Annotated in this window: 23 protein-coding genes and 2 pseudogenes; 12 read left to right on the top strand and 13 right to left on the bottom strand. The window is 69.3% G+C overall.

The genetic code is table 11. From position 1 onward, the window contains the following. Positions 1-185: 185 nt before the first annotated feature. Entirely contained in the window at positions 186-533 is a 348-nt protein-coding gene (locus GEV10_24555; GenBank protein MQA81615.1) for a hypothetical protein, read from the top strand. Between the two features lie 49 nt (positions 534-582). On the opposite strand, the gene GEV10_24550 is transcribed toward GEV10_24555, so the two are convergent. Next, positions 583-1,077, bottom strand: a complete 495-nt coding sequence (locus GEV10_24550; protein MQA81614.1) for a DUF3237 family protein — start codon at positions 1,075-1,077, stop codon at positions 583-585. After that, entirely contained in the window at positions 1,074-1,535 is a 462-nt protein-coding gene (locus GEV10_24545) for a hypothetical protein (protein MQA81613.1), read from the bottom strand. Before GEV10_24545 ends, GEV10_24550 begins: the two co-directional genes overlap by 4 nt. A gap of 88 nt (positions 1,536-1,623) precedes the next feature. Here GEV10_24545 and GEV10_24540 point away from each other — a divergent pair, with 88 nt between their 5' ends. Then, the gene (locus tag GEV10_24540; protein ID MQA81612.1) at positions 1,624-2,301 is read left to right on the top strand and encodes a TetR/AcrR family transcriptional regulator; all 678 of its coding nucleotides are present in this window, start codon (positions 1,624-1,626) and stop codon (positions 2,299-2,301) included. 191 nt (positions 2,302-2,492) lie between these two features. On the opposite strand, the gene GEV10_24535 is transcribed toward GEV10_24540, so the two are convergent. The 3 genes and pseudogenes from GEV10_24535 to GEV10_24525 all read right to left on the bottom strand — a co-directional run bounded on the left by GEV10_24535 (position 2,493) and on the right by GEV10_24525 (position 7,070). Further along, entirely contained in the window at positions 2,493-2,978 is a 486-nt protein-coding gene (locus GEV10_24535) for a DUF4158 domain-containing protein (protein ID MQA81611.1), read from the bottom strand. 27 nt (positions 2,979-3,005) lie between these two features. Then, positions 3,006-4,081, bottom strand: a pseudogene (locus GEV10_24530) (methyltransferase). Between the two features lie 173 nt (positions 4,082-4,254). After that, a pseudogene (locus tag GEV10_24525) lies at positions 4,255-7,070 on the bottom strand (tetratricopeptide repeat protein). Positions 7,071-7,216: 146 nt separating this feature from the next. On the opposite strand from GEV10_24525, the gene GEV10_24520 reads away from it, so the two are divergent. Beyond that, positions 7,217-7,798, top strand: a complete 582-nt coding sequence (locus tag GEV10_24520; GenBank protein MQA81610.1) for a riboflavin biosynthesis protein RibD — start codon at positions 7,217-7,219, stop codon at positions 7,796-7,798. Positions 7,799-7,803: 5 nt separating this feature from the next. Here GEV10_24520 and GEV10_24515 read toward each other — a convergent pair whose 3' ends face one another. Further along, on the bottom strand, positions 7,804-8,643 hold the full coding sequence (locus GEV10_24515; GenBank protein MQA81609.1) for a helix-turn-helix domain-containing protein: 840 nt from the start codon (positions 8,641-8,643) through the stop codon (positions 7,804-7,806). Positions 8,644-8,744: 101 nt separating this feature from the next. Here GEV10_24515 and GEV10_24510 point away from each other — a divergent pair, with 101 nt between their 5' ends. Continuing rightward, the gene (locus GEV10_24510) at positions 8,745-9,509 is read left to right on the top strand and encodes an SDR family NAD(P)-dependent oxidoreductase (protein MQA81608.1); all 765 of its coding nucleotides are present in this window, start codon (positions 8,745-8,747) and stop codon (positions 9,507-9,509) included. Between the two features lie 24 nt (positions 9,510-9,533). On the opposite strand, the gene GEV10_24505 is transcribed toward GEV10_24510, so the two are convergent. The 4 genes from GEV10_24505 to GEV10_24490 all read right to left on the bottom strand — a co-directional run bounded on the left by GEV10_24505 (position 9,534) and on the right by GEV10_24490 (position 13,515). Then, entirely contained in the window at positions 9,534-10,841 is a 1,308-nt protein-coding gene (locus GEV10_24505; GenBank protein MQA81607.1) for an MFS transporter, read from the bottom strand. A gap of 66 nt (positions 10,842-10,907) precedes the next feature. Next, positions 10,908-11,813 (bottom strand): SDR family oxidoreductase, encoded by a 906-nt coding sequence (locus tag GEV10_24500; GenBank protein ID MQA81606.1) that lies wholly within the window; start codon positions 11,811-11,813, stop codon positions 10,908-10,910. After that, positions 11,813-12,811 (bottom strand): zinc-binding dehydrogenase, encoded by a 999-nt coding sequence (locus GEV10_24495; GenBank protein ID MQA81605.1) that lies wholly within the window; start codon positions 12,809-12,811, stop codon positions 11,813-11,815. Before GEV10_24495 ends, GEV10_24500 begins: the two co-directional genes overlap by 1 nt. Beyond that, on the bottom strand, positions 12,808-13,515 hold the full coding sequence (locus tag GEV10_24490; GenBank protein MQA81604.1) for an FCD domain-containing protein: 708 nt from the start codon (positions 13,513-13,515) through the stop codon (positions 12,808-12,810). Before GEV10_24490 ends, GEV10_24495 begins: the two co-directional genes overlap by 4 nt. A 74-nt stretch (positions 13,516-13,589) precedes the next feature. Between GEV10_24490 and GEV10_24485 the strand changes: the two genes are divergently transcribed. Genes GEV10_24485 through GEV10_24475 form a run of 3 tightly spaced genes read left to right on the top strand, consistent with a single transcriptional unit; the run spans position 13,590 to position 16,385 of the window. Then, positions 13,590-14,642, top strand: coding sequence for an alcohol dehydrogenase catalytic domain-containing protein (locus GEV10_24485; GenBank protein MQA81603.1), 1,053 nt, complete (start codon positions 13,590-13,592; stop codon positions 14,640-14,642). A gap of 10 nt (positions 14,643-14,652) precedes the next feature. Further along, complete coding sequence (locus tag GEV10_24480; GenBank protein ID MQA81602.1) at positions 14,653-15,516, top strand: TIM barrel protein; 864 nt, start codon at positions 14,653-14,655, stop codon at positions 15,514-15,516. 32 nt (positions 15,517-15,548) lie between these two features. Then, entirely contained in the window at positions 15,549-16,385 is an 837-nt protein-coding gene (locus GEV10_24475; protein MQA81601.1) for a fumarylacetoacetate hydrolase, read from the top strand. Here the strand turns inward: GEV10_24475 and GEV10_24470 are convergent. Continuing rightward, positions 16,382-17,617, bottom strand: a complete 1,236-nt coding sequence (locus tag GEV10_24470) for a hypothetical protein (protein ID MQA81600.1) — start codon at positions 17,615-17,617, stop codon at positions 16,382-16,384. The two genes, GEV10_24475 and GEV10_24470, sit on opposite strands and share 4 nt — an antisense overlap. 133 nt (positions 17,618-17,750) lie before the next feature. On the opposite strand from GEV10_24470, the gene GEV10_24465 reads away from it, so the two are divergent. From GEV10_24465 to GEV10_24450, 4 genes are all read left to right on the top strand, one after another. Beyond that, the gene (locus GEV10_24465) at positions 17,751-18,155 is read left to right on the top strand and encodes a hypothetical protein (protein MQA81599.1); all 405 of its coding nucleotides are present in this window, start codon (positions 17,751-17,753) and stop codon (positions 18,153-18,155) included. 60 nt (positions 18,156-18,215) lie between these two features. Next, complete coding sequence (locus tag GEV10_24460) at positions 18,216-19,346, top strand: PhnD/SsuA/transferrin family substrate-binding protein (GenBank protein ID MQA81598.1); 1,131 nt, start codon at positions 18,216-18,218, stop codon at positions 19,344-19,346. A gap of 142 nt (positions 19,347-19,488) precedes the next feature. Then, on the top strand, positions 19,489-20,187 hold the full coding sequence (locus tag GEV10_24455) for an ATP-binding cassette domain-containing protein (protein MQA81597.1): 699 nt from the start codon (positions 19,489-19,491) through the stop codon (positions 20,185-20,187). Continuing rightward, positions 20,165-21,391, top strand: a complete 1,227-nt coding sequence (locus GEV10_24450; GenBank protein MQA81596.1) for an ABC transporter permease subunit — start codon at positions 20,165-20,167, stop codon at positions 21,389-21,391. Before GEV10_24455 ends, GEV10_24450 begins: the two co-directional genes overlap by 23 nt. Here the strand turns inward: GEV10_24450 and GEV10_24445 are convergent. Then, positions 21,297-22,289 carry a LysR family transcriptional regulator gene (locus GEV10_24445; GenBank protein ID MQA81595.1) on the bottom strand — a complete coding sequence of 331 codons (993 nt, stop codon included), beginning with the start codon at positions 22,287-22,289 and terminating at the stop codon, positions 21,297-21,299. The genes GEV10_24450 and GEV10_24445 overlap by 95 nt on opposite strands. A 65-nt stretch (positions 22,290-22,354) precedes the next feature. After that, positions 22,355-22,786: a TIGR03667 family PPOX class F420-dependent oxidoreductase gene (locus GEV10_24440; GenBank protein ID MQA81594.1), complete on the bottom strand. Its 432-nt coding sequence runs from the start codon at positions 22,784-22,786 to the stop codon at positions 22,355-22,357. A gap of 58 nt (positions 22,787-22,844) precedes the next feature. Here GEV10_24440 and GEV10_24435 point away from each other — a divergent pair, with 58 nt between their 5' ends. Next, on the top strand, positions 22,845-23,486 hold the full coding sequence (locus tag GEV10_24435) for a LysE family translocator (GenBank protein MQA81593.1): 642 nt from the start codon (positions 22,845-22,847) through the stop codon (positions 23,484-23,486). Positions 23,487-23,637 lie beyond the last annotated feature (151 nt).

Raw genomic sequence — 23,637 nt, 5'->3', positions numbered from 1 at the left:
GCCAGCCTGCCCGAAACCGCCCCGCAGACCCCCGAGCCGGGGTCAAGGGGGCTCGGCAGAGAACCCGGCAGCCGTTCGGGAACCACCGCGAGCGTCCGAAGGCCGGTCATCCCGGGAATGGCTCATTGATCAGCGCATCCTTAGAGGCCGAGTCGTTGACCGGGGAGGCGTTGCACGCGCTCTTCATGCCAGCGATCCCGTACTACATCGTGGCGAACGGCCTGCTCGAGGTGCTGATCGTGCCGCTGATGCTCTACCTCGGCTGGCGTGCGGGCAGGCGCAGGATCGCCATCGTGACGGCTGCCGCGATCTACTTCGTGATGCGCGTCTGGACCTACCTCGTGTTCGTACCCGCCCGCCTCGGCTGGGCCGAAGGCGAAGGGGCGACCAAGGCCCTGACCGCCGCGGGACGGCAACAGGCCGCCAAGGACCTCGTGCTCAACGACCCCCGTTGGATCGTGTTGCTGGTGATACTCGGCTTCCTCCTGGTCGCCATGCACATGCCGGCATCGGGCAACAGGCGTCGGTTGTAGAGCTGCGGGCGGTGAACCTTCGTTCGAGGGGTCCCCCAGGGCTTCCCCGTCACGCCATCTGGGAGACCTTGTACGCGATCCCGCCTTCGACGAGGTATCCCGACCCGATGCACACGATGTCGTTGAGCCATGCGTACCGCTGGTCCCCGGTTTCGAAGAGGGGGTTCGTCCGGAAGTAATAGCGGGCAGGATCGACTCGGTATCTCTGCACCGGGTCTGCGAGGTCGGCTCGTAGCTCCGGTGGGGTGACCCAACGGCCGCCGTAGCTCATCTGGACCAAGGCGGCGTCGTGGGTGCGCAGGGTGAGCCGGACGTCCAGCGTCATCGTCCCGTCGGCGCGGAACAACGCCCAGTCGCCGCCGCCAGCCAGCACCTCGCCGCGTAGTCTCGGTCCCTCGAACGATCCGCCGGCAGCGCCGAAGAGAACCCGCTCACCCAACGGGCCACTGCCGATGTTCAACCGCGGGTTCAGATCGATCACCACGTCGAACAGATGCGTCATGGTGATCTCGTCGATGTTCTTTACGCGTGGGTCACACGTCATGCGCCGTCACCTCTCGGGTGCCTGGAAGGGGAGTCGTTGAAGAGCCTCCGCCGCACCGCATCGGTCGAGACACCCGACTGTGCGCACAGCGTCGACAGGTCGAAGAAGAACCGCTCCCTGGCAATCAGGTCGCCTCTGAAGGAGAACTGGATGACCACCGGTACCTCGGCGCGGCGGCCGTTCGGGGCGACGCCGAACCGGCCGCCGGTCATCGTCATCCGTGCCGTTCCCCAACAAACCAAGGTGTCCTCGTTGGCGGCATGCCCGTCCAACTCGATGTCGTAGTCGGGGAACGAGTCGAAGAACCGGGCCAGCACTCTCTCGTTCTCGGGCAGACCACGGGCCCTCGTCCCGAAGGCCGGGGTCTCGAGCAACATGTCCTCGTGGAAGAGCTTCAACGCCGCGGGCACGTCCTGGCGACTCTTGGCCACGGCCAGCGCCTCGGCCTGCTCGACCATACGACGTTCGTTCATGACCACACTCCTGACGACTGCAGTACGATAACAATACGACCGATCGTACGTATAGTGTAGCCTGAGCGCCACGATGAGCGAATCGAAGCGACAATCATCTCCCGGCACGGTGCGACACATTCGCGGTCGAACCGACTCGGGAAGATCCGATGGACGCCTGTTACGCGGTGTCCGGGCGCGGCAGACGATCACCCACCACGCCGCCGACGTCGCGTCCCTGGAAGGGCTCAACGGTCTCAGTATCGGCCGGCTGGCCACCGACCTGGGCCTGAGCAAGAGCGGTGTCCAGACCCTGTTCGGAACGAAGGAAATCCTCCAGCTCGCCACCGTCGAGGCGGCACGGGAACGATTCACCGATGCCGTCATACAGCCTACGCAAGCCGTGCCGCACGGGGCCGCTCGACTGCGCGCGCTGATCGAGCGGTGGATCTCCTACGCCACCGCGCCGGTGTTCGCGGGCGGCTGCTTCTGGGCAGCGAACCTTCCCGACTTCGACAGTCGACCCGGACAAGTCCAGGAGATGCTGTTCGGCCAGCATCAAGACTGGCTCGCTCTGCTCACCGGCGAGCTCGAGCACGCCGTCGATGCCGGCGAGATCGCCGACCTAGATGTCGAGCTCGCGGCATTCCAGATAGACGCGGTGCTCATGGCCGCGAACACGGCACTGCGGCTCGGCGACAGCGAGGTCGTACGCAAGGTACGAGACCTGGTAGACGGATTTCTCCTGCCACCACACCGAATCGACGACTGATGCGGACCCTGGCCGCACGACCGGTGTGGACGCCGTACGCATAGCGATCCGCTTGCCGATCTCGGTCATCATCGACTCCAGGCTCACGTTGCCCGGCTCGGACTTGATCAAACCCAACACCGTCGCCGCCACACTCGCGCCGTCCGCCTGTCCGCCGCCCTGGCGCTCCTTACTGGCGGCCGTGATCAGAGTCAGGAGCGGATTCGTGCCCGCCCCGCCCAGCCGGCCGGCGATCCTGGACGTCCAGGTCTGCTCCGCGGTCCGCAACGCCGAGCGCACCATCCGCCCTGATCAGCAATCGTGGCCAGACTGAACCCGAGGTGCTCACGGATCTGGGCGCGGTGATACTCCATGGTGCGCCCGGACCACTCATACGACGCCGGGTCCGCGTCGGCGAGGTCGACCTGCCGTGCGACGAACCCGATCGCCGTCTCCGGCAGATCCACCCGGCCTCGCGGGAATCTGCCATGCCGGCTGTAGTACTTCAGCAGCAGGGCGAAGCCCAGTGCGCTCGCCCCATGCTTGCCCGTCAGCAGCGCACGATCCTCATCCAACAGCGTCCAGAACTCGACCAGCTCGTCAACATCGCCCTCAGGCACCTCCATAGCACGCATCATCCGCGGCCCGAGCGCGCGGGACCGTGGCCAGACCCGGCCGATTGCGGCTGGTGACAGCACCGTTACCAACACCCCTAGTCCGCTGCCTTACCGGCGGGCCATCCTCAAGAGGTGGATCCGTTCCCGGCTCCTGTACGCCGACAACGGTCCTGGGAGCCTGTGCGTCGGTTGGTCGCGGACGGCCCTTCACTGCGGTCGCGCACCGTGAGCCCTGCGGACTCGATGAGTCGGGGCAGCATCTGGTCATCCCGTAGCCCGAGGCGTTCCGGGAGGTCGGAGATGACGAGCCAGGCTTCGCCGTTGTGGGTGAGGTGGCCGGGCAGCTGTCGTACGAAGCGGGTCAGCATGCCGCTTCCTCGATCGAACACGCCAGCCTCGAGGGTCGAGGTGGGGGAGGCAGGAACCCAGGGTGGGTTGCAGACGATGAGGTCGGCACGGCCCGGCGGGAACAGATCGCGATGCTCCACCGCGGCCCTATCCGAGAGCCCGAGGCGTTCGAGGTTGTCCCTGGCGCACTCCACGGCTCGCCATCCGACGTCAGTGGCGACCACCGCGGGCACGCCCCTGTGCAGGAGGAGCGCGGCGAGCACGCCAGTTCCGGTGCCGATGTCGAATGCCGTGCTCACTGGTCGAAGCGTCCTCCGAGCGACCAGATCGATGTAGTCGGTGCGGGTGGGGGCGAACACGCCGTAGTGCGGATGGATGCGTCCGTTCAACGCGGGGATCTCGATGCCTCGCTGTCTCCAGCGATGTGCGCTGAGGACGCCGAGCAGTTCCCTGAGTGATATCACCGCAGGCGCGGCTGCCGTCCCGAAGACGTCGTGACATGCCGCAGCGATTGCGGGTGCGCGGCGCAGGTCGAGTGCGTAGTCGGTGGTGACCTCCACCAGGAGCGACCCCAACAGCCGTGACATGCGCGCCTTGTCCTGGCGCTGGCGTCGAAACTCGCCGGCTGCGGGCAGGTGCTGACGTCGGCCGGCGCGAGTGAGGCGCCGCTTCATGGCGTCCAGCAAGTGGCGAGCGTTGTGGTAGTCGCCGCGCCACAGCTGCCCCGTGCCTTCGGTCGCCGATCTGAGTGCTGAGTCCGCAGACAGATCATCACCGGCAAGCACGATGCGATTCGGTGGTAGGTGCCCATCGGCTGTGAGCCATCGAGCGCTCATGGCTGAGCCGTGCTCGTGCCAGGTGATGGGCCGATCGTGCTGAGAGCTGTCGTGCACTGGAGGACTTCCCGAGTTCTCGGGAGCCGCCTCCGGCCGGGTGAGCCGTGGGAGTGAGAGGCAGGGATGGCGCAGCCGTCCGAAGACGGCTCAGGGGTGCGAAGAACGCTTGGCCGTCAGTCGGACGACCCGCGCCACACCACCGCTCCAGCAAGCACGTCAGCATCGTACAGCCGGCGGAAGGCGTCGGCAGCGGACTTGTCGATGGTCGTCAGCTGGGTGTGGATCTGGTCGGTGGTGGAGGGGTCGATGTCGCCGAGGAGGGTGTGGGCGTGGTGCCAGTGCTCGTGGGCGGCCGCGTGGTCGCCGGCGAGGTGATGGCAGGCGCCCAGGTGGGCGAGGGTGCTGACCTCGCCGTACGAGTCGCCGACCTCCCGGAACAGGTCGAGGGCCTGCTGGTAGCAGGGGACGGCCCCGGCGGGATCGCCCAGCTGGAGGTGGGTGTCGGCGAGGCATGACCACGTGTGGGCCTCGTGGGGGCGGTTGCCGAGCCTCTGGTGCAGGACCAGGGCCCGCTCGCACAGTTCGAGCGCCTGGTCGTGGTCTCCCAGGCGGCCGTGGTGCCAGCCGAGATCGGTGAGAGCGATGGCTCGGCCGACCTCGTCGCCCAGCTGGTCGAAGAGGTCGTGGGCGCGGCGGGCGGCGTCGAGCGCGTCGACCACCCGGCTCTGGGTGGCGCACACGACGTCGCGGTAGTAGTGCGTCCAGGCCTGACCGGCGAGATCGTCACGTGATCGTTTCAAGGCGGCGTCGAGGTTGCGGTGGGCGTCGTCGAAGTGGCCCAGGTCGGCCTGCGCCCAGGCCAGGTTGCGGAGCGCGCGGGTCTCTTCCACCGGGTCGCTCAGCCGCCGGGCGGCGGCCACGGCGGACCGCTAGGTGTCGGCCCGGTCGTGCCAGCGGCCCTGCCGGTGCAGGAAGACGAGTACCGCCTGCGCCAGCTGGCAGACCTGCAGATCTTGGCCCAGGTCGGCGGCGAGCTTCAGGGCGGCGAGCAGGGCGGGGCGTTCGGCCTGAGCCAGGCCATCGCCTCGTCGGGTCCGGCGAAGTCGGTGACGGAGACGCCTGGGCGGGGCGCGGCGGGAGCGGTGGTCTCGGTGTGCCCGTGGAGGTGCAGCGCGGCGGCGTGCGCGGTATGGACGTAGTGGTCCACGATGCGGTGTCGCGCGGCGTCCCGGTCTATGTCGCGTGCCTCGCAGAGTTCGGCGGCGTAGGCGCGGAGCAGGTCGTGGCACGAGTAGCGGCCCGGAGTGTGTTCGGTGAGCAGGTTGGCGCGGGTCAGCTCGGCCAGTGACGCCCGTGCCTGCGAGAGGGGGACGCCCGCCAGGCTGGCGGCCGCGGTGATCGTGCTGTCGGGACCGGGATGCAGTCCGGCGACCAGCCGGAACAGCCGCGCCGCCGCCTCGTCGCCGAGCGTCTCGTACGACCACGAGAAGATCGCCCGTACGTCGACGGCACGGTCCAGCGCGCCGAGGGTGTCGCGGAGCTCGCCGGCGAGCGCGCCGAGCGGATGCGCGGGATGGATCGCGGCACGGGCGGCCACGATCGCCAATGCCAGCGGTAGCCCGGCGCAGCGGCGGACGATCTCGTCGGCGGCGGCGGGCTCGGCGACGATCCGGTCATGGCCGAGCCGGCGGGCAAGCAACCGCCTGGCCTCGTCCGGCGGGAGCAGGTCGAGGGTGAGCGGATGCGCACCGTAGGTCATGACCAGTCCGGCGAGGTGATCCCGGCTGGTGACCGCCACGAGGCAACCGGGCTCCCCGGGTAGCAACGGGGCGACCTGGTCGGCGTCGCGGGCGTTGTCCAGCAGCACCAGCATGCGCCGCCCGGCCAACAGGCTGCGGTAGAGCCCGGCCTGCGCGGCCGAGCCGTCCGGGATCTGGTGCGGCGGCACCTGCAGCGCGTCGAGGAACTCGCGGATGGCCGCCGCAGGTCGCACAGCCTCCGCTGACGGGTCGTATCCGCGCAGATCGACGTAGAGCTGGCCGTCCGGGAAGCGCTCGGCCACCCGGTGCGCCCAGTGCACGGCCAGCGTGGTCTTCCCAACGCCGGCCGTGCCGGCGATCGCCGCGATGAGCGGCGACCGAGACCTCGTCTCGTCCGGCGGGCCGAGCAGCGCGTCCAGTGCCGCCAACTCGGCCTCCCGCCCGGCGAATCCGTCGACGGCGGCGGGCAACTGCTTGGGCACCGCGCGTCCGCGGGACGGAGCGCCGCCGGCGAGCAGGTCGGCGTGGACCTGCCGCAGCTCGTGGCTGGGATCGGTGCCGAGTTCCTCGGCGAGCCGGCGCCGGATCGTCTCGTACCGCTCCAGCGCCTCGGCGGGGCGGCCGGCCGATTCCAGGACCCGGAACAGCCGCACCCACAGGGATTCGCGCAGCGGGTGCCGCTCGGCCAGCTCGGCCAGCTCGGTCGGATCGGGATGCGATCCCCGCGCGAGGTCCAGGTCGACCCGCCGCTCCAGTGCGGTCAGGTACCGCTCCTGCAGCGCCGGGGCCACAGACTGCTCCAGCCAGTCCGATCGGATCCCCTCGATGGGAGTGCCGCGCCACAGGGCCAGCGCGGCAGCCAGCCGGGACCGCTCTGCCGCCGGGTCCGGCGCCACCGCGGCCTCATCGAGCAGGCGGCCGAAGCGGAGCGCGTCCACGTGGTCCGGCTCGGCCGCCAGCAGGTAGCCGCCCGGCCGGGCGGCGATCAGCTGCCCCTCGGCAGTCTCCAGGGCGCGGCGCAGCCGCTTGATGTTCGTACGGACGTTGGCCCGCGGGTCGCCGCGCTGATCCGTCCCCCACACCGCGGTCGCCAGCCTGTCTGTCGCGACGGTACGGCCCGCCGACATCGCCAGCACGGCCAGCAACGCGCGCAGCCGCCCGGCCGGCAGCTCGACCGGCCGCCCGGCCACCGAGACGCGCAGCGGCCCGAGCAGCTCGACGGTCAGCACGCGGATCGCACCCCCTCCCTGGGCCGGTGGCGAGTTTCACCGGACTGACAGAACTCTGCCACCCGCGTCCGTCAAGCTGATGATCGCTTCGCATAAGCGTGATTCACCGATCACAAGGGCGGTGAGCAACTGAGAAAGGAGATGTCATGAGCAAGGTCATTTCGGGGATCTCGATGTCGCTGGATGGGTTCGTCACCGGGCCGAACGTCACCCGTGCGCAACAACTGGGAGACGGTGGCGAGGTTCTGCACCAGTGGCTGTACGAACCGGACCCGCGCGACACCGAGCTGCTGGCCGAGATGGGCGAGGATCTGGGCTCGATCCTGATGGGCCGCCTGTCCTACGACCTGGCCGAGGGCGACGGCGGGTGGGGTGACGGCGGCCCGGGCGGCCCGGCGCCGTGCTTCGTGCTCACCCACAACCCACCTGCCCCGGAGACGGTCCGGGCGCCGTCGGTCTTCACCTTCGTCACCGACGGCATCCACCACGCGGTGGAACAGGCGAAGGCGGCGGCGGGGGACAAGGTGGTCGGCGTGCACGGCGCCAGCGCCGCTCAGCAGTGCCTTGCCGCCGGTCTGCTGGACGAGATCCAGGTCAGTCTCGCCCCGGTCCTGCTCGACAGCGGCACCCGGCTGTTCGAGCATCTGGGCGGCCAGTTCCAGCTCGAGTGCACCAAGGCGATCGACTCTCCGAACGCCACTCACCTGCGATTCAGGGTGATCCGTTGATGACATCAGGCGAACGCCTGCGTGCCGAGCACTCGGAGCAGCGCCAGCTTCTCCGCAGCCTCCGAGCGCGGTGCAGCCGTGAGGACGAGTAGGCATTGGGTCTGGTCCTCGGTGAACAGGACCTGGCAGTCCAGCTCGATGGGCCCGAGCTCAGGGTGGATGAGCGTCTTGTGATCCTCGAAGCGTGTGGCCACCTCGTGACGGTCCCACAGCTCGGCGAACTCGGGGCTCGCCTTCTGCAGCGCGCGCACGAGGACGCCCGCGCGCGACTGGGAGCCCATCGCTCCGTAGGCGGCGCGAAGCGATGCCACCTGGGCGCGACTCTGCCGGTCGCGGTCGTTCTCGGGGTAGCGCACGCGCTCGATCTCGGGAGAGACGAACCAGCGGTAGAACTCGCTACGGTCCAGACCCGTGAAGCTGGAGCGGTCGCCGAGCAGGGCGGCGGAGAGACGGTTCTGCACCAGGGTCTCGCCCAGGTTCGACAGCACGAGGGCCGGGGTGTCTTCGAGGCGGTCGAGCACGCGCTGCAGTGGTGGGGCGATGTGGGTGGAGGCGGCGACTCGTTCGGGCGCGTTGTGTCCGGCCATGCGGTACAGGTAGTCGCGCTCGTCGTCGGTCAGCCGCAATGCCCGGGCGAGTGAAGCGAGCATCTGCTCGCTCGGTTGCGGTCCGCGTCGCTGCTCCAGCCGGGTGTAGTAGTCAACCGACATGGCGGCGAGCTGGGCCGCCTCCTCGCGGCGGAGGCCGGGAGCGCGGCGACGTGCGCCGGCCGGCAGTCCGACGTCGGAGGGTTGAAGGGTCGCCCGGCGGCGGCGGAGGAAATCGGCGAGTGCGGTGCGGTCCATGCACCCATTGTCCGCCGCGAAGCCGTCCGCAGCAGGGGACCGCGGATCCCCCGATAACGGCTCCGCTCCCGCGATCACGTGGTGACGGCGAGACTTCGAGCATGAGAATCACAGGCAACACCATCTTCATCCCCGGAGCGACCAGTGGCATCGGCCTCGCTCTCGCTCTCGAACTTCGAGCCAAGGGGAACATCGTCATCGTCGGTGGCCGCCGCACCGAGCTGCTCGAGCAGATCGCGAACGAGCATCCAGGCATCGACACCGTGCGGATCGACACCATGGATGCGGCGAGTATCGCCACCGCCGCCGCCGAGGTTCTCGCGAAGCATCCGACCCTCAACGTCCTCATCGCGATGGCCGGCATCATGCGCGTCGAGGACTGGCATTCGCCCGAGGGCTTCCTGGCGTCGGCCGAGTCGACCGTCACGACCAACCTGCTCGGCCCGATCCGTTTGATCGGCGCATTCATCGAGCATCTGCAAGGGCGCCCGGACGCGACCATTGTCACTGTGTCCTCGGGTCTGGGCTTCGCTCCGCTCAAGGTCACGCCGACCTACAACGCGACCAAGGCCGCGATCCACATGCTCAGTGAGAGCATCCGGGTGCAGTTGGCGGACACGAGCGTGAGGATCGTCGAGCTCGTGCCTCCGGCCGTGCGCACCTCGCTGCTGCCCGGTCAAGAGACCAGCGAGTTCGCGATGCCATTGGACGAGTTCATCGCCGAGGTGGTCGCCCTGGCCGAAGCACAGCCGGACGCGAAGGAGATCCAGGTTGAACGCGTGAAGTTCCTGCGCTACGGCGAGGCCCGTGGCGACTACGACCAGGTCGTCGCTACGTTGAACGCATCGGACCCGCACGCGAACTAGCGGTCCTGGCTTCCCGTGTCGCCGTCAGAGCTTGAGCTTCTGCTTGTACGTCTCGGGAACCAGGAGCGTGAACACGAAGGTGAAGAGCAGCACCGCGATGAGGTAGATGCTGAGCGTCCACGTGGCTCCTCCGCTCGCGGCCACGAGCGCCGTCGCGATGAGCGGGGAGAGCCCGCCGAAGATCGCGGCGGAGACCTCGCGGCCGACGGCGAAGCCGCTGTAGCGCAGCTTGGTCGAGAACACCTCGCCGAACAGCGAGCCCTGCACTCCGGCCATCGCCTGGATGACGACGCCGCCGAGGACGACGACGGCGATGCCCGCGCCCACGACGCTCCCGGTGTTGATCAGCCAGAAGTAGGGGAAGACCAGGACCGCGGCGAGCAGCGCCGCTCCGCCGAACACCTTCTTGCGGCCGATCGAGTCGGAGAGGCGGCCGAAGAGCGGAGTGACGATGACCGCGGCGAAGCCGGCGAAGAAGACGAGGTACGTGCCCGTGGCCGGCGCGAATCCGGCCTGGGTGGTGAGGTACGAGATGATGTAGGTCAAGAAGATGTAGGTACCCATCTGCAGGCCCGAGGCGAGCCCGAAGATCAGCAGGAGCGATCGCCACTCCCGCACCACCAACGTCTTCAGCGGCAGGCGCTGCACCTTCTTCTCCTCGACGACCTTCTCGAACATCGGCGACTCGCCCACGCGGGAACGAACCCAGAGGCCGACGAGGACGAGGACGGCGCTCACGACGAACGGGATGCGCCAGCCCCACGAGAGCAGCTGCTCGTTCGGGAGCAGCTGCAGCAGCGCGAAGACGAGCGTGCCGAGCATGAGGCCACTCGCGCTGCCGATCGACCCCACCGAGCTGAAGAGGCCGCGGCGATTGTGCGGCGCGTACTCGAGCATCATGATGGAGGCGCCCGCGTACTCCGCACCGGCGCCGAACCCCTGGAGGCAACGGAACACGATGAGGAGCACCGGCGCGAGCGCGCCGACCGTGGCGTACGTCGGCAGCAGGCCGATGATGAACGTCGAGCCGCCCATGAGCATGAACGTCACCACCAGGATGGGCTTGCGGCCGATCTTGTCACCGAGATTGCCCAGGAGGATCGCACCGAAGGGCCGCATGAACTGACCGACGGCGAACGTGCCGAACGACGCGAGGGTACCCACGAGTGGGCTCGAGCCGGCGAAGAACAGAGTGCTGAAGATGAGAGCGGACGCGCTGGCGTAGATGAAGTAGTCGAACCACTCGATGGTGCCCCCGACGATCGCGCCGACGACGACTCGTCGGAGCGCGGCCGGCGTAACGCCGGTCGAGGTTCGTTGCAGTTCTGACATGGACCTTTCTCCTTTGATCGATCCCCGTTGCCGGTGCCCGTGAGTCGTTCCGGGTGTCGCGCCGCGTCAGGACGGAGCGCTGATGGTGGCGATGTCCTCGGCCGTCGCCGGTCCCGCGCCGCCGGACGCGTGCCACCCGCCGTCGACGCGCAGGTCGGATCCGGTGATCCACGACGCCTCGTCGGACGCGAGGAACAGCGCGGCGTTCGCGATGTCCTCCGGCCGTCCGACCTTCTGGGGGAGCAGCGCCACTCGGCTGACCAGGTCGTGGCGGGCCGTGCCCGGGGTGCCGTAGGTGCGAAGCGTCGACCGGGTCGCGGTGACGCCCGGCGAGAGCGTGTTGACCCGGATGCCGTCGGGGCCGACCTCGTTCGCGAGCGCGACCGCGAGGCGGAGCACTCCCGCCTTCGCCGTCGCGTAGGCGGTGAGGTTGGAGACGTTGCCCGGGTACCCCGTCCCCAGGCTCGCGCCAGAGACGGAGGCGATGAACAGCACCGATCCCCGCGACCGGCGCAGGGCGGGGATGCACGCGCGCGTGACGAGCCAGGGCATCGTGAGGTTGCGGTCGATCGTGAACCGCCAGTCGTCGGGCGACGTGGTCTCGCCGGAGCCCGAACGGGCGGCCTTCGCGTTGTTGCAGACGACGTCGATCCGTCCGTAGGCCTGCTGGGCGAAGGCGGCGAGCCGCTCGGCGTTGTCCTCGTCGGCGAGATCGAGCGGATGCAAGGACTCCATCCGCCCTCCCGCGGCGCGAACCGCGGCCGCGGTCCCGTCGGCGAGCCCGTCGTCGATGTCGGTGCCGACGACCGCGGCGCCCTCCGCGGCGAAGCGCAGGGCGATCGCGCGCGCGATGTCACCGCCGCTGCCTGTGACGACGGCGACCTTGCCGTCGAGGCGGCCGTTCATTCGATTCGTGTCTCCCTCGGGTCGTCTGGAGCGGAGTGGGCCCTCGTCGTGGTCGAGGGCGACCATCAGGCGTCGTAGTCGAGCACCACACCGAGCACGTTCGCGGGGTCATGGTCGACGAGGTCGTACGCCCGCGCGGCGTCGTGGAACGGCACCGTCCGATCGACCATCTCGGCAACCCCGAGTCGCTGGAGCAGGTCGAACGACGCCTCCGTCCGGCGCACCCAGTCCCAACGGTTCTGGTCCGTCGCCTGCGAGCTCGTGATCCGCAGCCGGCGGAAGTGGAACTCGGGGGCGAGCCGGAGCGGTACGTCCTGCTTGCCGTAGAGCGAGATCGCGACGATCTCCCCGTGGTCGGCGGCGATCTCGATCGCGGCCTGCAGGGCGGGTGGCGCGCCGCTCGCCTCGTAGACGACGTCGGCGCCGCGCCCGTGGGAGAGCTCGGCGACGACGTCCCCGACGTCCTGCGGCTCGACCGCCGCGTCCGCCCCGTAGGCGAGCGCGAGCTTGCGGCGCTTCTCGTACGGGTCGACGACGATCGTCGTGCCCGCGTTGAGCCCGGCGATGCGCGCGCACAGCAGGCCGACGATCCCCTGGCCGAACACGACGGCGACCTCGCCGACCTTGACGGGCACGTCGAGCACGCCGGTGAGGGCGACGCGGGTGAGGTTGAGGAACGTGGCGGCGTCGTCGTCGAGACCGTCGGGTACGCGGGTCACGAGTGTCGAAAGCGCCTGGATGGTGAAGAGATCCTGGTGCGGGTGCCGGGCGAACACGCGGTCGCCGGCCGAGTAGCCGGACGCGGGGCCGGCCTCGAGCACGCGGCCCACGGTCTGGTAGCCGTACTTGGTCGGGAACGGGAACTGCCCCTCCGACGTCGGGGGCATCCGGTCGCCGGGCGTCGTGTCGCCCCGGTAGACGAGCATCTCGGTGCCGGCGCTGATGAGCGACCTCGTCGCGTGGACGAGGACCTCGTCGTCGCCGGGAGGACGGACCTGGGCCTCCCGCAGCTCGATCGTCCGTGGCCCCGTGAACCACACGGAGCGGCTCGTCCGCTGCGTCATCGACCCTCCTCGGCTGTCAGCCCGGGCGCGGCCTCCTGCTCGGCGTCGAGCGCGGCGAAGACGACCACCCGGGTGCGGTCGAGGTGCTCGTAGACCAGCGTGGCGGCGGCGTCGGCGTCGCCGACCCGGCACGCGTCGGCGATCGCCCGGTGCTCGGCGACCCGCTGCTCCGCCGATCCGCGGATGCCCGCCGAGAGCCGCTGGTAGCGCTGGCTGTTCTCCCAGAGGATCCCCTGGACGTGCAGCAGCCATCGGGAGCCGCCGTGGTCGTAGATCGAGAAGTGGAAGGCGTGGTGGTCGCGGTCGTACGACGCGACGTCGTCCGTCAGCATCGTGTGCTCGAGAGCCGCGAGCGCCTGGTCCATGGCCGCGATCGCGGTGGCGTCCATGCGCGGCACCGCGAGCCGAGTGGCGAACGGGTCGAGGAGCGTGCGCAGCTGGTACGTCTCGGCGAAGTCGTCGCGGTCGGCGGGCCGGACGCGGAATCCGCGCTGGGGGATCGCGTCGACCAGACCGCGGGAGGCGAGACTGCGCAGGGCCTCGCGTACGGGGATGGGGCTCATCCCGAGCTTCTCGGCGGCATCGTCGGCCGACACCCGCACCCCGGGGGCGAGCTCGCCGGCGAAGATCATCTCCCGGAGAACCTGCTCGGCACGGCCTGCGAGCGTGACGACCTTCGGTCGGCCCGAGGTGTTCTGCGGCATCTTCGCTCCCTTGACGATGAGAAAAATATATATATAGTTTTCGCTATGTCAAGGGCGATGAGGGAGGACCTTCGATGAGGGCCGTCCGGCTGTACGGCGAAGGGGACGTCCGGATCGACGAGGTGCCGGAACCGACTGAGCCGGGACCTGACGAGGCGATCGTGGCGCCACTGTGGAGCGGCCTGTGCGGGACGGACGTGAAGGAGTTCACGGGGCACGGCGGCAGCATCGCCCGGAAGCCACATCCACTCACCGGCGCCGGCCTCCCGCTCATCCTCGGCCACGAGTTCTCCGCGCGGGTCGTTGCGCTCGGGCCGCGAGTCGAGGGTGTCGCGGTCGGGGACGAGGTCGCCGTCATGCCGCTCATCCACTGCGGGCGCTGCCTGGCGTGTCGCCAGGGCGAGCACCAGCGGTGTGCGATGAAGGCGTGGACCGGCCTCAGCGACCGCTGGGGAGGGTTCGGCGAGCGCGTCCTCGTGCGGTCGTACCAGCTCACGCCTCTCGCCGGGATCTCCGCTGTCGCCGGCGCGGTCATCGAACCTGCCGCCGTCGCCGTGAACGCGGCGGCGCGGGCGGGCATCGGGCCGGGTGACACGGTGTTCGTCGCCGGCGCGGGCGCGATCGGCGTCCTCACGATGATGGCGGCGAAGGCAGCGGGCGCCTCGGCGGTGCACGTCTTCGAGCTCAACCCGGAGCGGGCCGCGTTCGTCGGCTCGCTCGGCGGAGACGTCGTCCCCACGAAGGACGACATCCCGGGGTACCTCCGCGACCGCACCGACGGACTCGGGGTGCACGTCGCCATGGACTGCGCGGGCAAGCCGGCGGCGCTCGAGGCGTGTGTCGCGTCCGTACGGCCCGGCGGGACGATCGGCGTGCCGTCGGTGCATCCGGGCGCCACGCCGTTCGACGTGCGCCGGATGACCCGCGACGACCTCACGCTCGTCGGCACCGTCGGCTACTCGCGGACGCTCTGGGAGAAGACCGTGCTCATGGTGCGCGCAGGAGTGCTGCCGATCGAGAAGGCGGTCACCTCGAAGATCCCCCTCGACGAGATCGTCACGAGGGGCTTCGAGGTGCTCGCGAAGCCCAGCGACGAGACCAAGATCCTCGTCCAGGTCAACGAGTAGGGCATCCGGAATGAGCGAGACCGCCAAGTTCGCCGTGAGCGACGGCACCACCTATCACTCCCCGTTCGTCGACGAGCTGAGGAGCTACCCGGCGGCGGGCGTCGAGGGCATCGGTCTCTGGGAGTTCAAACTCGAGGGCGACCGCGACGCCGAACGGGCCGCGCAGCTCGCGGACGCGGGCCTCACGGCGACGTTCTGCTTTCCGCTGACGCCCGGCATCTTCACCGGGAACGCCCACTTCGCGCATCCGAAGGACCCGGACGCCCGGCTCGCCATCCTGCTCGAGTCGGTCAGGCGGTTCGCGGTCTACGAGCCGCAGGCCGTCTGCCTCCTCGCCGGTGCTCCGCAGAACGACGACGACGCGGAGTCGCGGCGGCGTGTCGTGGCGGCGTTCAAGGAGGTGAGTGCGGTGGCGTCGGACGTCGGTGTGCAGCTGGCCGTCGAGGTGATCAGCCCAGGTGCGGCCGGCAGCCTGGTGCAGAGCATTCCGCAGGCCGTCGACCTGATCACCGACGTCGGCGCCGACAACATCGGCGTGCTGCTCGACAACTGGCACATCGCGGACGAGCCGCTCGAGAACATCGCGACCTACATCGACGCCATCGTCGGCATCCAGGTCTGCGACAAGGCGCCCGACTCCGCGGGCCGTTTCGACCGGGCCCTGCCCGGCGAGGGGATCTTCGACGTCGAAGGCGTCATCCGTACCGCGCATCGGGCGGGCTACCGCGGGTGGTACGAGCTCGAGATCTTCTCCGACGACGGCACGTTCGGCGAACCCGTACCCGACTCGATGTGGCAGCGACCGGCCGCCGAGGTGCTCGACGCCGGTCGTGTCGCCTTCGAGTCGGTGTTCGCGCGCGCGACCGCCGACTGACCCCGTCCCGCGAGAGAACAGGACGCCCGAGCGTGCGACTGATCGGATACCGGCAGGGCGAGACCGTGATGGTGGCGCGGCTCGTCGACGGCGAGGGCGCGCAGCCGATCGCGCCCGCCGAGACGTTCTGGAGCGACCCGATCCGCTGGGGTGAGGACGCCGGCAGCGGCGAGCCGGTCGCGCTCGCCGACGTCGAGGTCGTGCCGCCGGTACGCCCGTCGGCACGGGTGATCTGCATCGGACTCAACTACACCGAGCATGCGGCAGAGGGAAGCTGGGCGCCGCCCGAGTACCCGACGGTCTTCGCCCGCTGGACCGCGTCGCTCTCGACGGACGGCGTCCCTGTGGTGGTCCCGCCCGGCGAGCAGGGCCTCGACTGGGAGGCCGAGCTCGTCGCGGTCGTCGGCCGCCACCTCTACCAGGTCGACGAGGGGGACGCCGACGGGGCGATCTACGGCTACGCCCCGTTCAACGACCTCACGGCGCGCCGCTCGCAGAAGCTCACGACGCAGTGGACACTCGGCAAGAACGCCGACGGCTCGGGTCCGCTCGGCGCGATCGTCACGTGCGCAGAACTCGGTTCGATCGACGGAGGCCTGCGGATCGAGTCGCGGGTCAACGGCGAGGTCGTCCAGTCGGACTCGACCGCCGCGATGATCTTCTCGATTCCTCGTCTCCTGTCGTTCCTCAGCCAGGGGATGACCCTGCACCCGGGCGATCTGATCGCCACGGGAACGCCCTCCGGTGTGGGTTACGTGCGAAACCCGCCACGCCTGCTCGCGCCGGGGGACGTGGTCACGGTCGAGATCGAGCGTGTCGGCTCGGTCTCGACCCCGGTCGTCGCCTCGGCCCGCGTCGCGGCGGGCTAGTGTCCTGAGCCGGCCTCGTCGGTGAGCCGCAGCACGAACAGGCCGTGGTTCTTGTCGGTGCAGTAGATGGTGCCGCGATCGTCGACGAGCACGTCCTCGAACTGCGTCACGAGAGCCTCGACGGGCTTGACGCCGCGCCGCTCCTTCGGATCTTCGGGTACGTAGTAGGCGATCTCCCGGGGCTTCAACGGCGTGGAGATGTCGTAGACGCGGAGACCGCCGTTGAAATGCGTGAGGTACACGCGCGAGTCGTCGTGCAGCAGGCAGTCCTGGTATTGCCACTGGTGCTGGTTGTGCGGGCCGTGGCGAGCACCCTTCTCCTGGTAGGTCTCGAGGCCCGTCCCAGCACTCGGGTAGGGCGTCGGGAACCAGCCGATGATCCGCGGCGCCGCGGGGTCGGCCACGTCGACGGCGACGGTGAAGGGAAGGCCCTCCTTGTCGCCCTCGGCAAGTGCCTCGCTGTTCACGACGACGACGTCGCCGTAGGGGATCGCCGAGTGCACGCCGAGCGGGCTCCCGAGGTCGCCGAACGAGAGTCGTGAGACGAGCGTCGGCGCCGTCTTGTCGGAGATGTCGAGTACGACGAGTCCGATCCTGCCGTAGCTGAGGTAGGCGAGGTCGCCCACGACGTAGGCGGGCCCGTGCAGGTAGTGCGTGTGCTCTGGCTCCTCGCCGCCGGCCACGTGTTGTCCCGGCCACCACCACCGGCCGACCTCGGCCGGCGCCGACGGATCGGCCAGGTCGACGATCGACAGGATGTTGCCCTTGAAGCCCTCCGGCTCGGTCGCCAGATACGCGTACCGGCCGCCCGCGTAGTAGTTGCGGTGGGTGCCGCGCCCCGTGGTGTCGTGGTGCGCGAGCAGTTTCGGGTCGGTCGGATCGGTCTTCACGTCCCAGACGAGCACCCCTACCTTCTCGGTGAGGGCCGGGTCGTAACCCCATCCGGGCGTGGCGCGCTCGAGCGCGTTGACCATCAGGCCGTCTGCGACCTGTACCTGGAGCGTCCACGTATTCGGTGGGCCGTCGACCGTGCGCACGAGCACCGGCGCCGTGGGGTCGGTCACGTCGACAACGCTCCAGCCCGAGCGCCAGAAATGGCTGAGATAGAGGTAGTACCGGCCGTCGACCCGCTGCATCGCGAGCTTGAACGCGGGATTGGCACCGAGGTCGTGATATCCGACCAGCTCGATGCCCGCGGCTTCGCGGACGGCGGGTGGGGTGTCGGCACTCATCCGGTCAGCATAGAACAAGACGCTGTATCACCATGGGCGCCGTCGTCGCCTCGACAGTGCTCACGCCGGGTCAGCGGCCGTGACCGGCCGAGGCATTCGACGGACTCCATCGCGGGATGCGGAGCCGGCATGCATGCTCAGCTGGGAGGTGGTCACCGTCACCGATCTCGGGGCACGCTACGTCGCCGCGCTGGCCGCCAAGGACACCGAGACTCTCAGGGGTCTCTTCGCCGACGACGTGTACTTCCGCGGCCTGACGCCTCGGCGCTTCTGGGAGGCCGGCTCGCCGGATCAGGTGGTGCACGAGGTGCTCTACCGCTGGTTCGCGCCGACCGATGTCATCGAGCACGTCGAGCATGTCGACGTCGGCAGCGTCGTCGACCGCCGGCGCGTCGACTACCGGTTCCGTGTGCGCAACGGCGACGGCATCCACACCGTTGAGCAGCGCGCGTACTACGACGTCGACGACGCGGGACGGATCGCGACGATGCACGTGATGTGCGCCGGCTACCGCCCCCTCGAGTCCGCCGCCGCCTAGCGAGCCCGGCTGGGCCGGCGAGCCGGGCGTGGGAGGCCAGCACTATGGCGGCTTGTGCTGATGACAACGATCCACCGTGCTGCTATCCCTGTCGTTGGGCATCGACCGTCGTGCATGATCTCCCTCATGTTCAGCAGAAGGCGATTCGCGATGCTTGGCGTCGCACTCGCGGTAGCGGGGACCGCGCTCGTGGGCTGTTCCGACAGCGACTCGACCAGCGCGCCGGTGCGCTTCATGGTGGCGAACCGCGTCATCAACCTCGGCCACACCCAGCTCGCGGTGGCGGCCGAGAACGGGTACTACGGCAAGTCCGAGGTCAAGTACCTGACGTCCGACGGCACGGCGGCGACGGTGCAGAGCATCGCGTCCGGCACCGCGGACATGGGTCAGGCCGACACGCTGGCGCTGGCGGCCGCCGCGGCCAAGGGCGTGAAGAGCGTCACCGCCGTGTGCAGCTACGTGGCGGCGAACATCTACCAGCTGCTCGTCTCCGACTCGTCCGACATCCGCTCGGTCAAGGACCTCAAGGGCAAGCGGATCGGGATGACGAGCCTCGGCACCGGCACGTACTACAACGCGGTCCTTGCGCTCAAGAGCGTCGGGCTCACGGAGAAGGACGTCAAGTTCGTGACGATCGGCTCACCGCAGGCGCAGCTCGACGCCCTGAAGAAGGGGCAACTCGACGCCCTGAGCGCGATCGACGTCAGCATCGGGACGTTCCAGAACCTCGGTGCGAAGCTGCGCACCCTCGACTTCGACGGGGCGACGAAGTGGCAGTGGAACGTCGTCGTCGCCAAGAACGACTTCCTGAAGAAGCGCCCCGACGCGGTGGCCGCCGTGTGCAAGGGGATCCAGTCGGCCGAGCTCTTCGTTACCAAGAACCCGGCGGCGGCCCTGGCGTCCTTCAAGGACTGGGGCGGAGACGTCGGCACGCTCTCGGAGAGCCAGAACATCAACATCATCAAGTCGCGCTCGGTGACGGGTTTCGTCACCCACCCCGAGGGCGACGACAAGTGGGGATGGCTGCCGGTCGACGAGATGGACGGCCTGGCGAAGAGCTACCAGCAGCTCGGCCTCTACGACAAACCGGTCGTGGTCTCCTCGATATACACGAACGAGCTACTCGACAAGGTCCAGCCGGACAAGGCGAAGGTCGACACGGACCTCGAGGAGGCGCGTGAACGGAAGTGACGAGGCCGTGTCCGTGGGCTCCGCGTCCGGTGTGGTCGACGCGACGAGTGGACACGGTGACGCGACCCTCATCGAGGTGTCCGGCGTCGGCAAGACCTTCGTACGTCAGAAGGCCTCGGTCGAGGCGTTGCAGGGCATCGACATGTCCATCAGAGCCGGGGAGTTCCTCTCGCTCATCGGGCCGAGCGGTTGCGGCAAGAGCACGCTGCTGCGGATCATCGCCGGTCTCATCCCGCCGTCGATCGGATCGGTCACGGTCGACGGCGTACCGGTCGAGGAGCCACGTGACGACGTCGGCATCGTCTACCAGGCACCCGTACTGCTGCCGTGGCGTACGGTGCTCGACAACGTCCTGCTCCCGCTCCAGGTCGCCAGGATCCGCGTGCGGCAGGAGCATGTCGACAGGGCGAAGGAGCTGCTGACGGTCGCCGGCCTCGACGGCTTCTTCGACCGCCGGCCGAGCGAGCTCTCGGGTGGCATGCAGCAACGCGTGGCCATCTGCCGTGCACTGATCCGCGAGCCGCGCGTCCTCCTCATGGATGAGCCGTTCGGCGCGCTCGACGCGATCACGCGGGAGCAGATGGGAGCCGAGCTCCTGCGCATCTGGCAGGAGGTCGGCACCACGGTCGTCTTCATCACGCACAGCATCCAGGAGGCGGTCTTCCTGAGCGACCGCGTCGCCGTCATGACCGCCCGCCCCGGCCGGCTCGCGCTGCTCGTCGACATCGACCTGCCGAGGCCACGGGACGCCGAGACGTACGAGCTGCCGGTCTTCGCCGAGTGGTCCGCCCAGCTGCGACAGGCCATCGGGAGGGTTGATGACTCCGCCGGAACAGCGTGAGAAGCCGCCGCAGGCGGCCACGGTGAAACGTCGCAGGGGACGTGCCGTCCCGCTGACCGAGGGGCGGACGGCGCAGATGCTGCTGCGCATCGGGCTCCTGGCGGCGCTGCTCGCCGCCGCGCAGCTCCTGATCCCCGCGTTAGGGATCCGGTCGTACGTCCTCCCGACCCCGGGCACCGTCCTGCGCGCGCTCGCCGCCGACTACGTCTCGCCGCAGTTCTGGGAGCACATCGGCACCACGATGAGCGAGATCATGCTCGGCTGGATCGCCGGGTGCATCACCGGTCTCGTGCTCGGCGTCCTCATCTCGGAGTTCCGGCTGATCGAGGTGACGCTGACGCCGTACATCGTCGCGCTCAACGCGGTGCCGAAGGTCGCCCTCGCGCCCGTGCTCGTCGTGGTGTTCGGTTACGGGATCGTGTCGAAGGTCGTGATCACCGCGATCATGGCGTTCTTCCCGTTGCTCATCAACGTGGGTGTGGGCCTGCGCAGCGCCGACCCGCTGCAGCTGGAGATGATGCGCGGCCTGCGTGCATCGAGGTGGCAGACGCTGCGCTGGGTGAAGTTCCCCGGCGCGATGCCGGCGATCTTCGCCGGCATCGAGGTCGCGGTGGTGCTCGGCGTCGTCGGCGCGATCGTCGGCGAGTTCACCGGCGCGGAGAGCGGCCTCGGGTACGTGATCCAGCAGAGGTCCTTCTCGATGGGGCCTCGCCTGGGCACACGAACGAATCGCGCGTGGCGCGGCCGATCGGCCGGACGCGCTCGAGCCCGTACGGATCGTCTGGCGGGTCGACGTCTGTGTGTCCGGGGACGGGGTGCGGGCACGGGAGTTCGCGCGCGCCCGCACCAGGGAGAAGCTGCACAGGAACGCCTACTCGCGGACCTTCCTCACCGCGGTCGACTGCACCGAGCTGCTCGGCGCGGCGTCGTGGTCAGACGCCGAGGTCGACCGACTGATCGACGCCGTGAGCTTCGCCGGTCGGCCGGACGAGATCGCCGAGCGGATGCGGAACGCGTGCGCCGGCAGCGGCGCCGACGTCGTCTGCTGTCGTCTCGACGCCGCGCCGGGCGACGATCTCCGCACGAGCCTGCGCCTGCTCGACGAGGCGCTACGAGGCGTGTGACCGCCGCGCGGCTGCGTCGAAGTCGACGGTGGGGAGGCGCGACGAGTCGAGGTGCCGCGTGCTCTCCTTCAGTGCGGTGAGCATCGCCCGCAGCAGCGGGTTGGTGTTCTCCCGGTGGCTGAGCGCGACGACGCGGCGGGTCGCACCGGCGTGCCTGATCGGGAGGGCGACGACGTTGTGGTGCTGGCGAAGGGCGAGCCCGGCGACCACGGCAAGGCCGAGTCCCGCTCCGACGAGACCGTGGATGGCCTCGTAGTTCATCGTCCTGAACCCGACCCTGGGCTCGAAGCCGGCGTCGGCGGCGAGCCGCGCGAGGACCATCGATCCAGGCATGCCCTCACGGCTGTCGATCCAGGTCTCGTCGCGCAGCGCTGACAGGGGTGCGTACTCGGCCGACGCGACGGCATGGTCTGCGGGTACGAGCAGGAACAGCTTCTCGTCGAAGAGGAGGACCTGACGCAGCTCATGCGGCCAACTGCGCGGCAACAACGCATACTCGTACGCCAGCGCGACGTCGAGCTCGTGATTGAGCAACAACGGGAGCAGCTGGTCCGGCTTGCCCTCGTGCAGCAGCACCTGTGCGCCGGGCGCCTCCACCTGCAGCCGCGTCAGGGACCGCGGGATCACGCTCGGGCTCGCCGTCGGGAACGTGCCCAGACGCAGCCGACCGCTGGTGCCCGCCGCCAGGTCGGCGACCTCGTCCTCGAGCTGGGAGAGCAGGGTGACGATCGTGCGACAGCGGTCGGCGATCAGTTCCGCGACGCGAGTCGGCCGTACGTGGTGCGCACCTCGTTCGAAGAGGACGACCCCCATCGACCGCTCCAGGCTCGCGATCTGTTGTGACACGGCCGCCGCCGTGTATCCCAGCTCCCTGGCGGTGGCCGCGAACGAGCCGGTGCTCAGCACGCTGTGGAGCGTCCTCAGCTGGACGAGGTTGTACATTCCGCCGATTCTAGTGTCGCGGAAGTCCGGTGTCATGACGTCCCTGTGCGGTCTCGGGTGAGGTGGACGACACCGGGGATGCACCTGCCGGGAGATGACGGTCAGGCGAAGGCGTGCAACCGGGTGGGGGTGATGACGACCGCCGCGGAGAATGCCTCGGCGAATCGCTCGGGCGTACCGAACATCGCGGTGATCCGCTCCCCGTACTTGTCGACGAACGCCGGCAGCTCGTGTGCCGGCGGGTAGTCCGCGACGTACTCCGCGGTGCCCTCCAACCTGGTGACGTCGTCGCCGTCACCGGTGTCGTCGAGGGCGAGGCTCACCTTCGGGTTGGCGGCGAGGTTGCGCAGCTTCGTCTTCGACTGCCGGCTGTACACGACGACGGTGTCGTCGTCACGCAGGAGGTACCACACGGGGACGGTGTCGGGTTGACCATTGGGACGCACCGTCGTGAGCCAGGCGATGACGTCGTCTCGCAGCCGGGCGTCGACGTGCTCACGCAGCGGTGAGGCCAGCTCGGCGGTCAGGGTCATGGGGACCGTCCTCTCGTTCCCACTCGGCGGCAACCGGCGCGTGCGGGAGAATGTTCCGGTGGACTCTCATCTCGTACTCGGATTCGTCGTCGCCGGAGCGTTGCTCAGCATCGTGCCCGGTCAGGACATGATGTTCATCATCTCCAACGGTGTCGTCGGCGGACGCCGTGCCGGAGTCCTCTCGGCCGTCGGCATGTCGACCGGCATGGCCGTGCACGCCGTCGCCGCGGCACTCGGTCTCACCGCGCTGCTCGCGGCGGCACCGGCCGCGCTGCAGGTGATCCGCTGGGCGGGTGCGGTCGTCCTGCTCTACCTGGCCGTCAGCACCTGGCTCGCCAGCAGGCGCAGGCTCCTCGCCCCGGTCGCCGCGGACGTGCTGCCGCGGCGTTCGCTCGGCCGCACCTACGTGATGGCCGTCCTCACCAACGTCGCGAACCCGAAGGTCATCGTCTTCTATCTCGCGTTCGTGCCGCAGTTCCTCACCACCGGCGCCGGCGCCTGGCCGGTCGCGACCCAGCTGCTCGTGCTCGGCGGCCTGTTCATCGTGGTGGGTCTGGCGGTCGACGCGACCGCCGGGCTCCTCGCGGGCCTGGCGTCGGAGCAGATCAGGCGCCACCGCCGGGTGCACGTCTGGCTCGAACGCGCCTCCGCCGCCGTCTTCGGCGCCCTCGCCGTACGCCTGGTCGCCGACACGAGGTAGGTCGGCCGGATCGCCGTAGTAAAGACCTGAACGGATGGTTGGAGATCAGGACATCCCCCTGATGGGGTAAACGGGCTTGGTGTCCCAACCACTCATCAGGAGGATGTCTTGTCCAAGGGTAGTAGTCGCCGGCTGTCTCGTGGGGACCGTC

Source organism: Streptosporangiales bacterium (genome assembly GCA_009379955.1).
Classification (GTDB): Bacteria; Actinomycetota; Actinomycetes; order Streptosporangiales; family WHST01; genus WHST01.
This window is presented reverse-complemented; position numbering and strand designations above follow the sequence as displayed.

Bases quoted from the DNA above. Each gene is read 5' to 3' on its own strand.
- GEV10_24555 (MQA81615.1), top strand. From the start codon at position 186: ATGCCAGCGATCCCGTACTACATCGTGGCGAACGGCCTGCTCGAGGTG.
- GEV10_24550 (MQA81614.1), bottom strand. From the start codon at position 1,077: ATGACGTGTGACCCACGCGTAAAGAACATCGACGAGATCACCATGACG.
- GEV10_24545 (MQA81613.1), bottom strand. From the start codon at position 1,535: ATGGTCGAGCAGGCCGAGGCGCTGGCCGTGGCCAAGAGTCGCCAGGAC.
- GEV10_24540 (MQA81612.1), top strand. From the start codon at position 1,624: ATGAGCGAATCGAAGCGACAATCATCTCCCGGCACGGTGCGACACATT.
- GEV10_24520 (MQA81610.1), top strand. From the start codon at position 7,217: ATGAGCAAGGTCATTTCGGGGATCTCGATGTCGCTGGATGGGTTCGTC.
- GEV10_24515 (MQA81609.1), bottom strand. From the start codon at position 8,643: ATGGACCGCACCGCACTCGCCGATTTCCTCCGCCGCCGCCGGGCGACC.
- GEV10_24510 (MQA81608.1), top strand. From the start codon at position 8,745: ATGAGAATCACAGGCAACACCATCTTCATCCCCGGAGCGACCAGTGGC.
- GEV10_24505 (MQA81607.1), bottom strand. From the start codon at position 10,841: ATGTCAGAACTGCAACGAACCTCGACCGGCGTTACGCCGGCCGCGCTC.
- GEV10_24500 (MQA81606.1), bottom strand. From the start codon at position 11,813: ATGGTCGCCCTCGACCACGACGAGGGCCCACTCCGCTCCAGACGACCC.
- GEV10_24495 (MQA81605.1), bottom strand. From the start codon at position 12,811: ATGACGCAGCGGACGAGCCGCTCCGTGTGGTTCACGGGGCCACGGACG.
- GEV10_24490 (MQA81604.1), bottom strand. From the start codon at position 13,515: ATGCCGCAGAACACCTCGGGCCGACCGAAGGTCGTCACGCTCGCAGGC.
- GEV10_24485 (MQA81603.1), top strand. From the start codon at position 13,590: ATGAGGGCCGTCCGGCTGTACGGCGAAGGGGACGTCCGGATCGACGAG.
- GEV10_24480 (MQA81602.1), top strand. From the start codon at position 14,653: ATGAGCGAGACCGCCAAGTTCGCCGTGAGCGACGGCACCACCTATCAC.
- GEV10_24470 (MQA81600.1), bottom strand. From the start codon at position 17,617: ATGAGTGCCGACACCCCACCCGCCGTCCGCGAAGCCGCGGGCATCGAG.
- GEV10_24465 (MQA81599.1), top strand. From the start codon at position 17,751: ATGCTCAGCTGGGAGGTGGTCACCGTCACCGATCTCGGGGCACGCTAC.
- GEV10_24460 (MQA81598.1), top strand. From the start codon at position 18,216: ATGACAACGATCCACCGTGCTGCTATCCCTGTCGTTGGGCATCGACCG.
- GEV10_24455 (MQA81597.1), top strand. From the start codon at position 19,489: ATGTCCATCAGAGCCGGGGAGTTCCTCTCGCTCATCGGGCCGAGCGGT.
- GEV10_24450 (MQA81596.1), top strand. From the start codon at position 20,165: ATGACTCCGCCGGAACAGCGTGAGAAGCCGCCGCAGGCGGCCACGGTG.
- GEV10_24445 (MQA81595.1), bottom strand. From the start codon at position 22,289: ATGACACCGGACTTCCGCGACACTAGAATCGGCGGAATGTACAACCTC.
- GEV10_24440 (MQA81594.1), bottom strand. From the start codon at position 22,786: ATGACCCTGACCGCCGAGCTGGCCTCACCGCTGCGTGAGCACGTCGAC.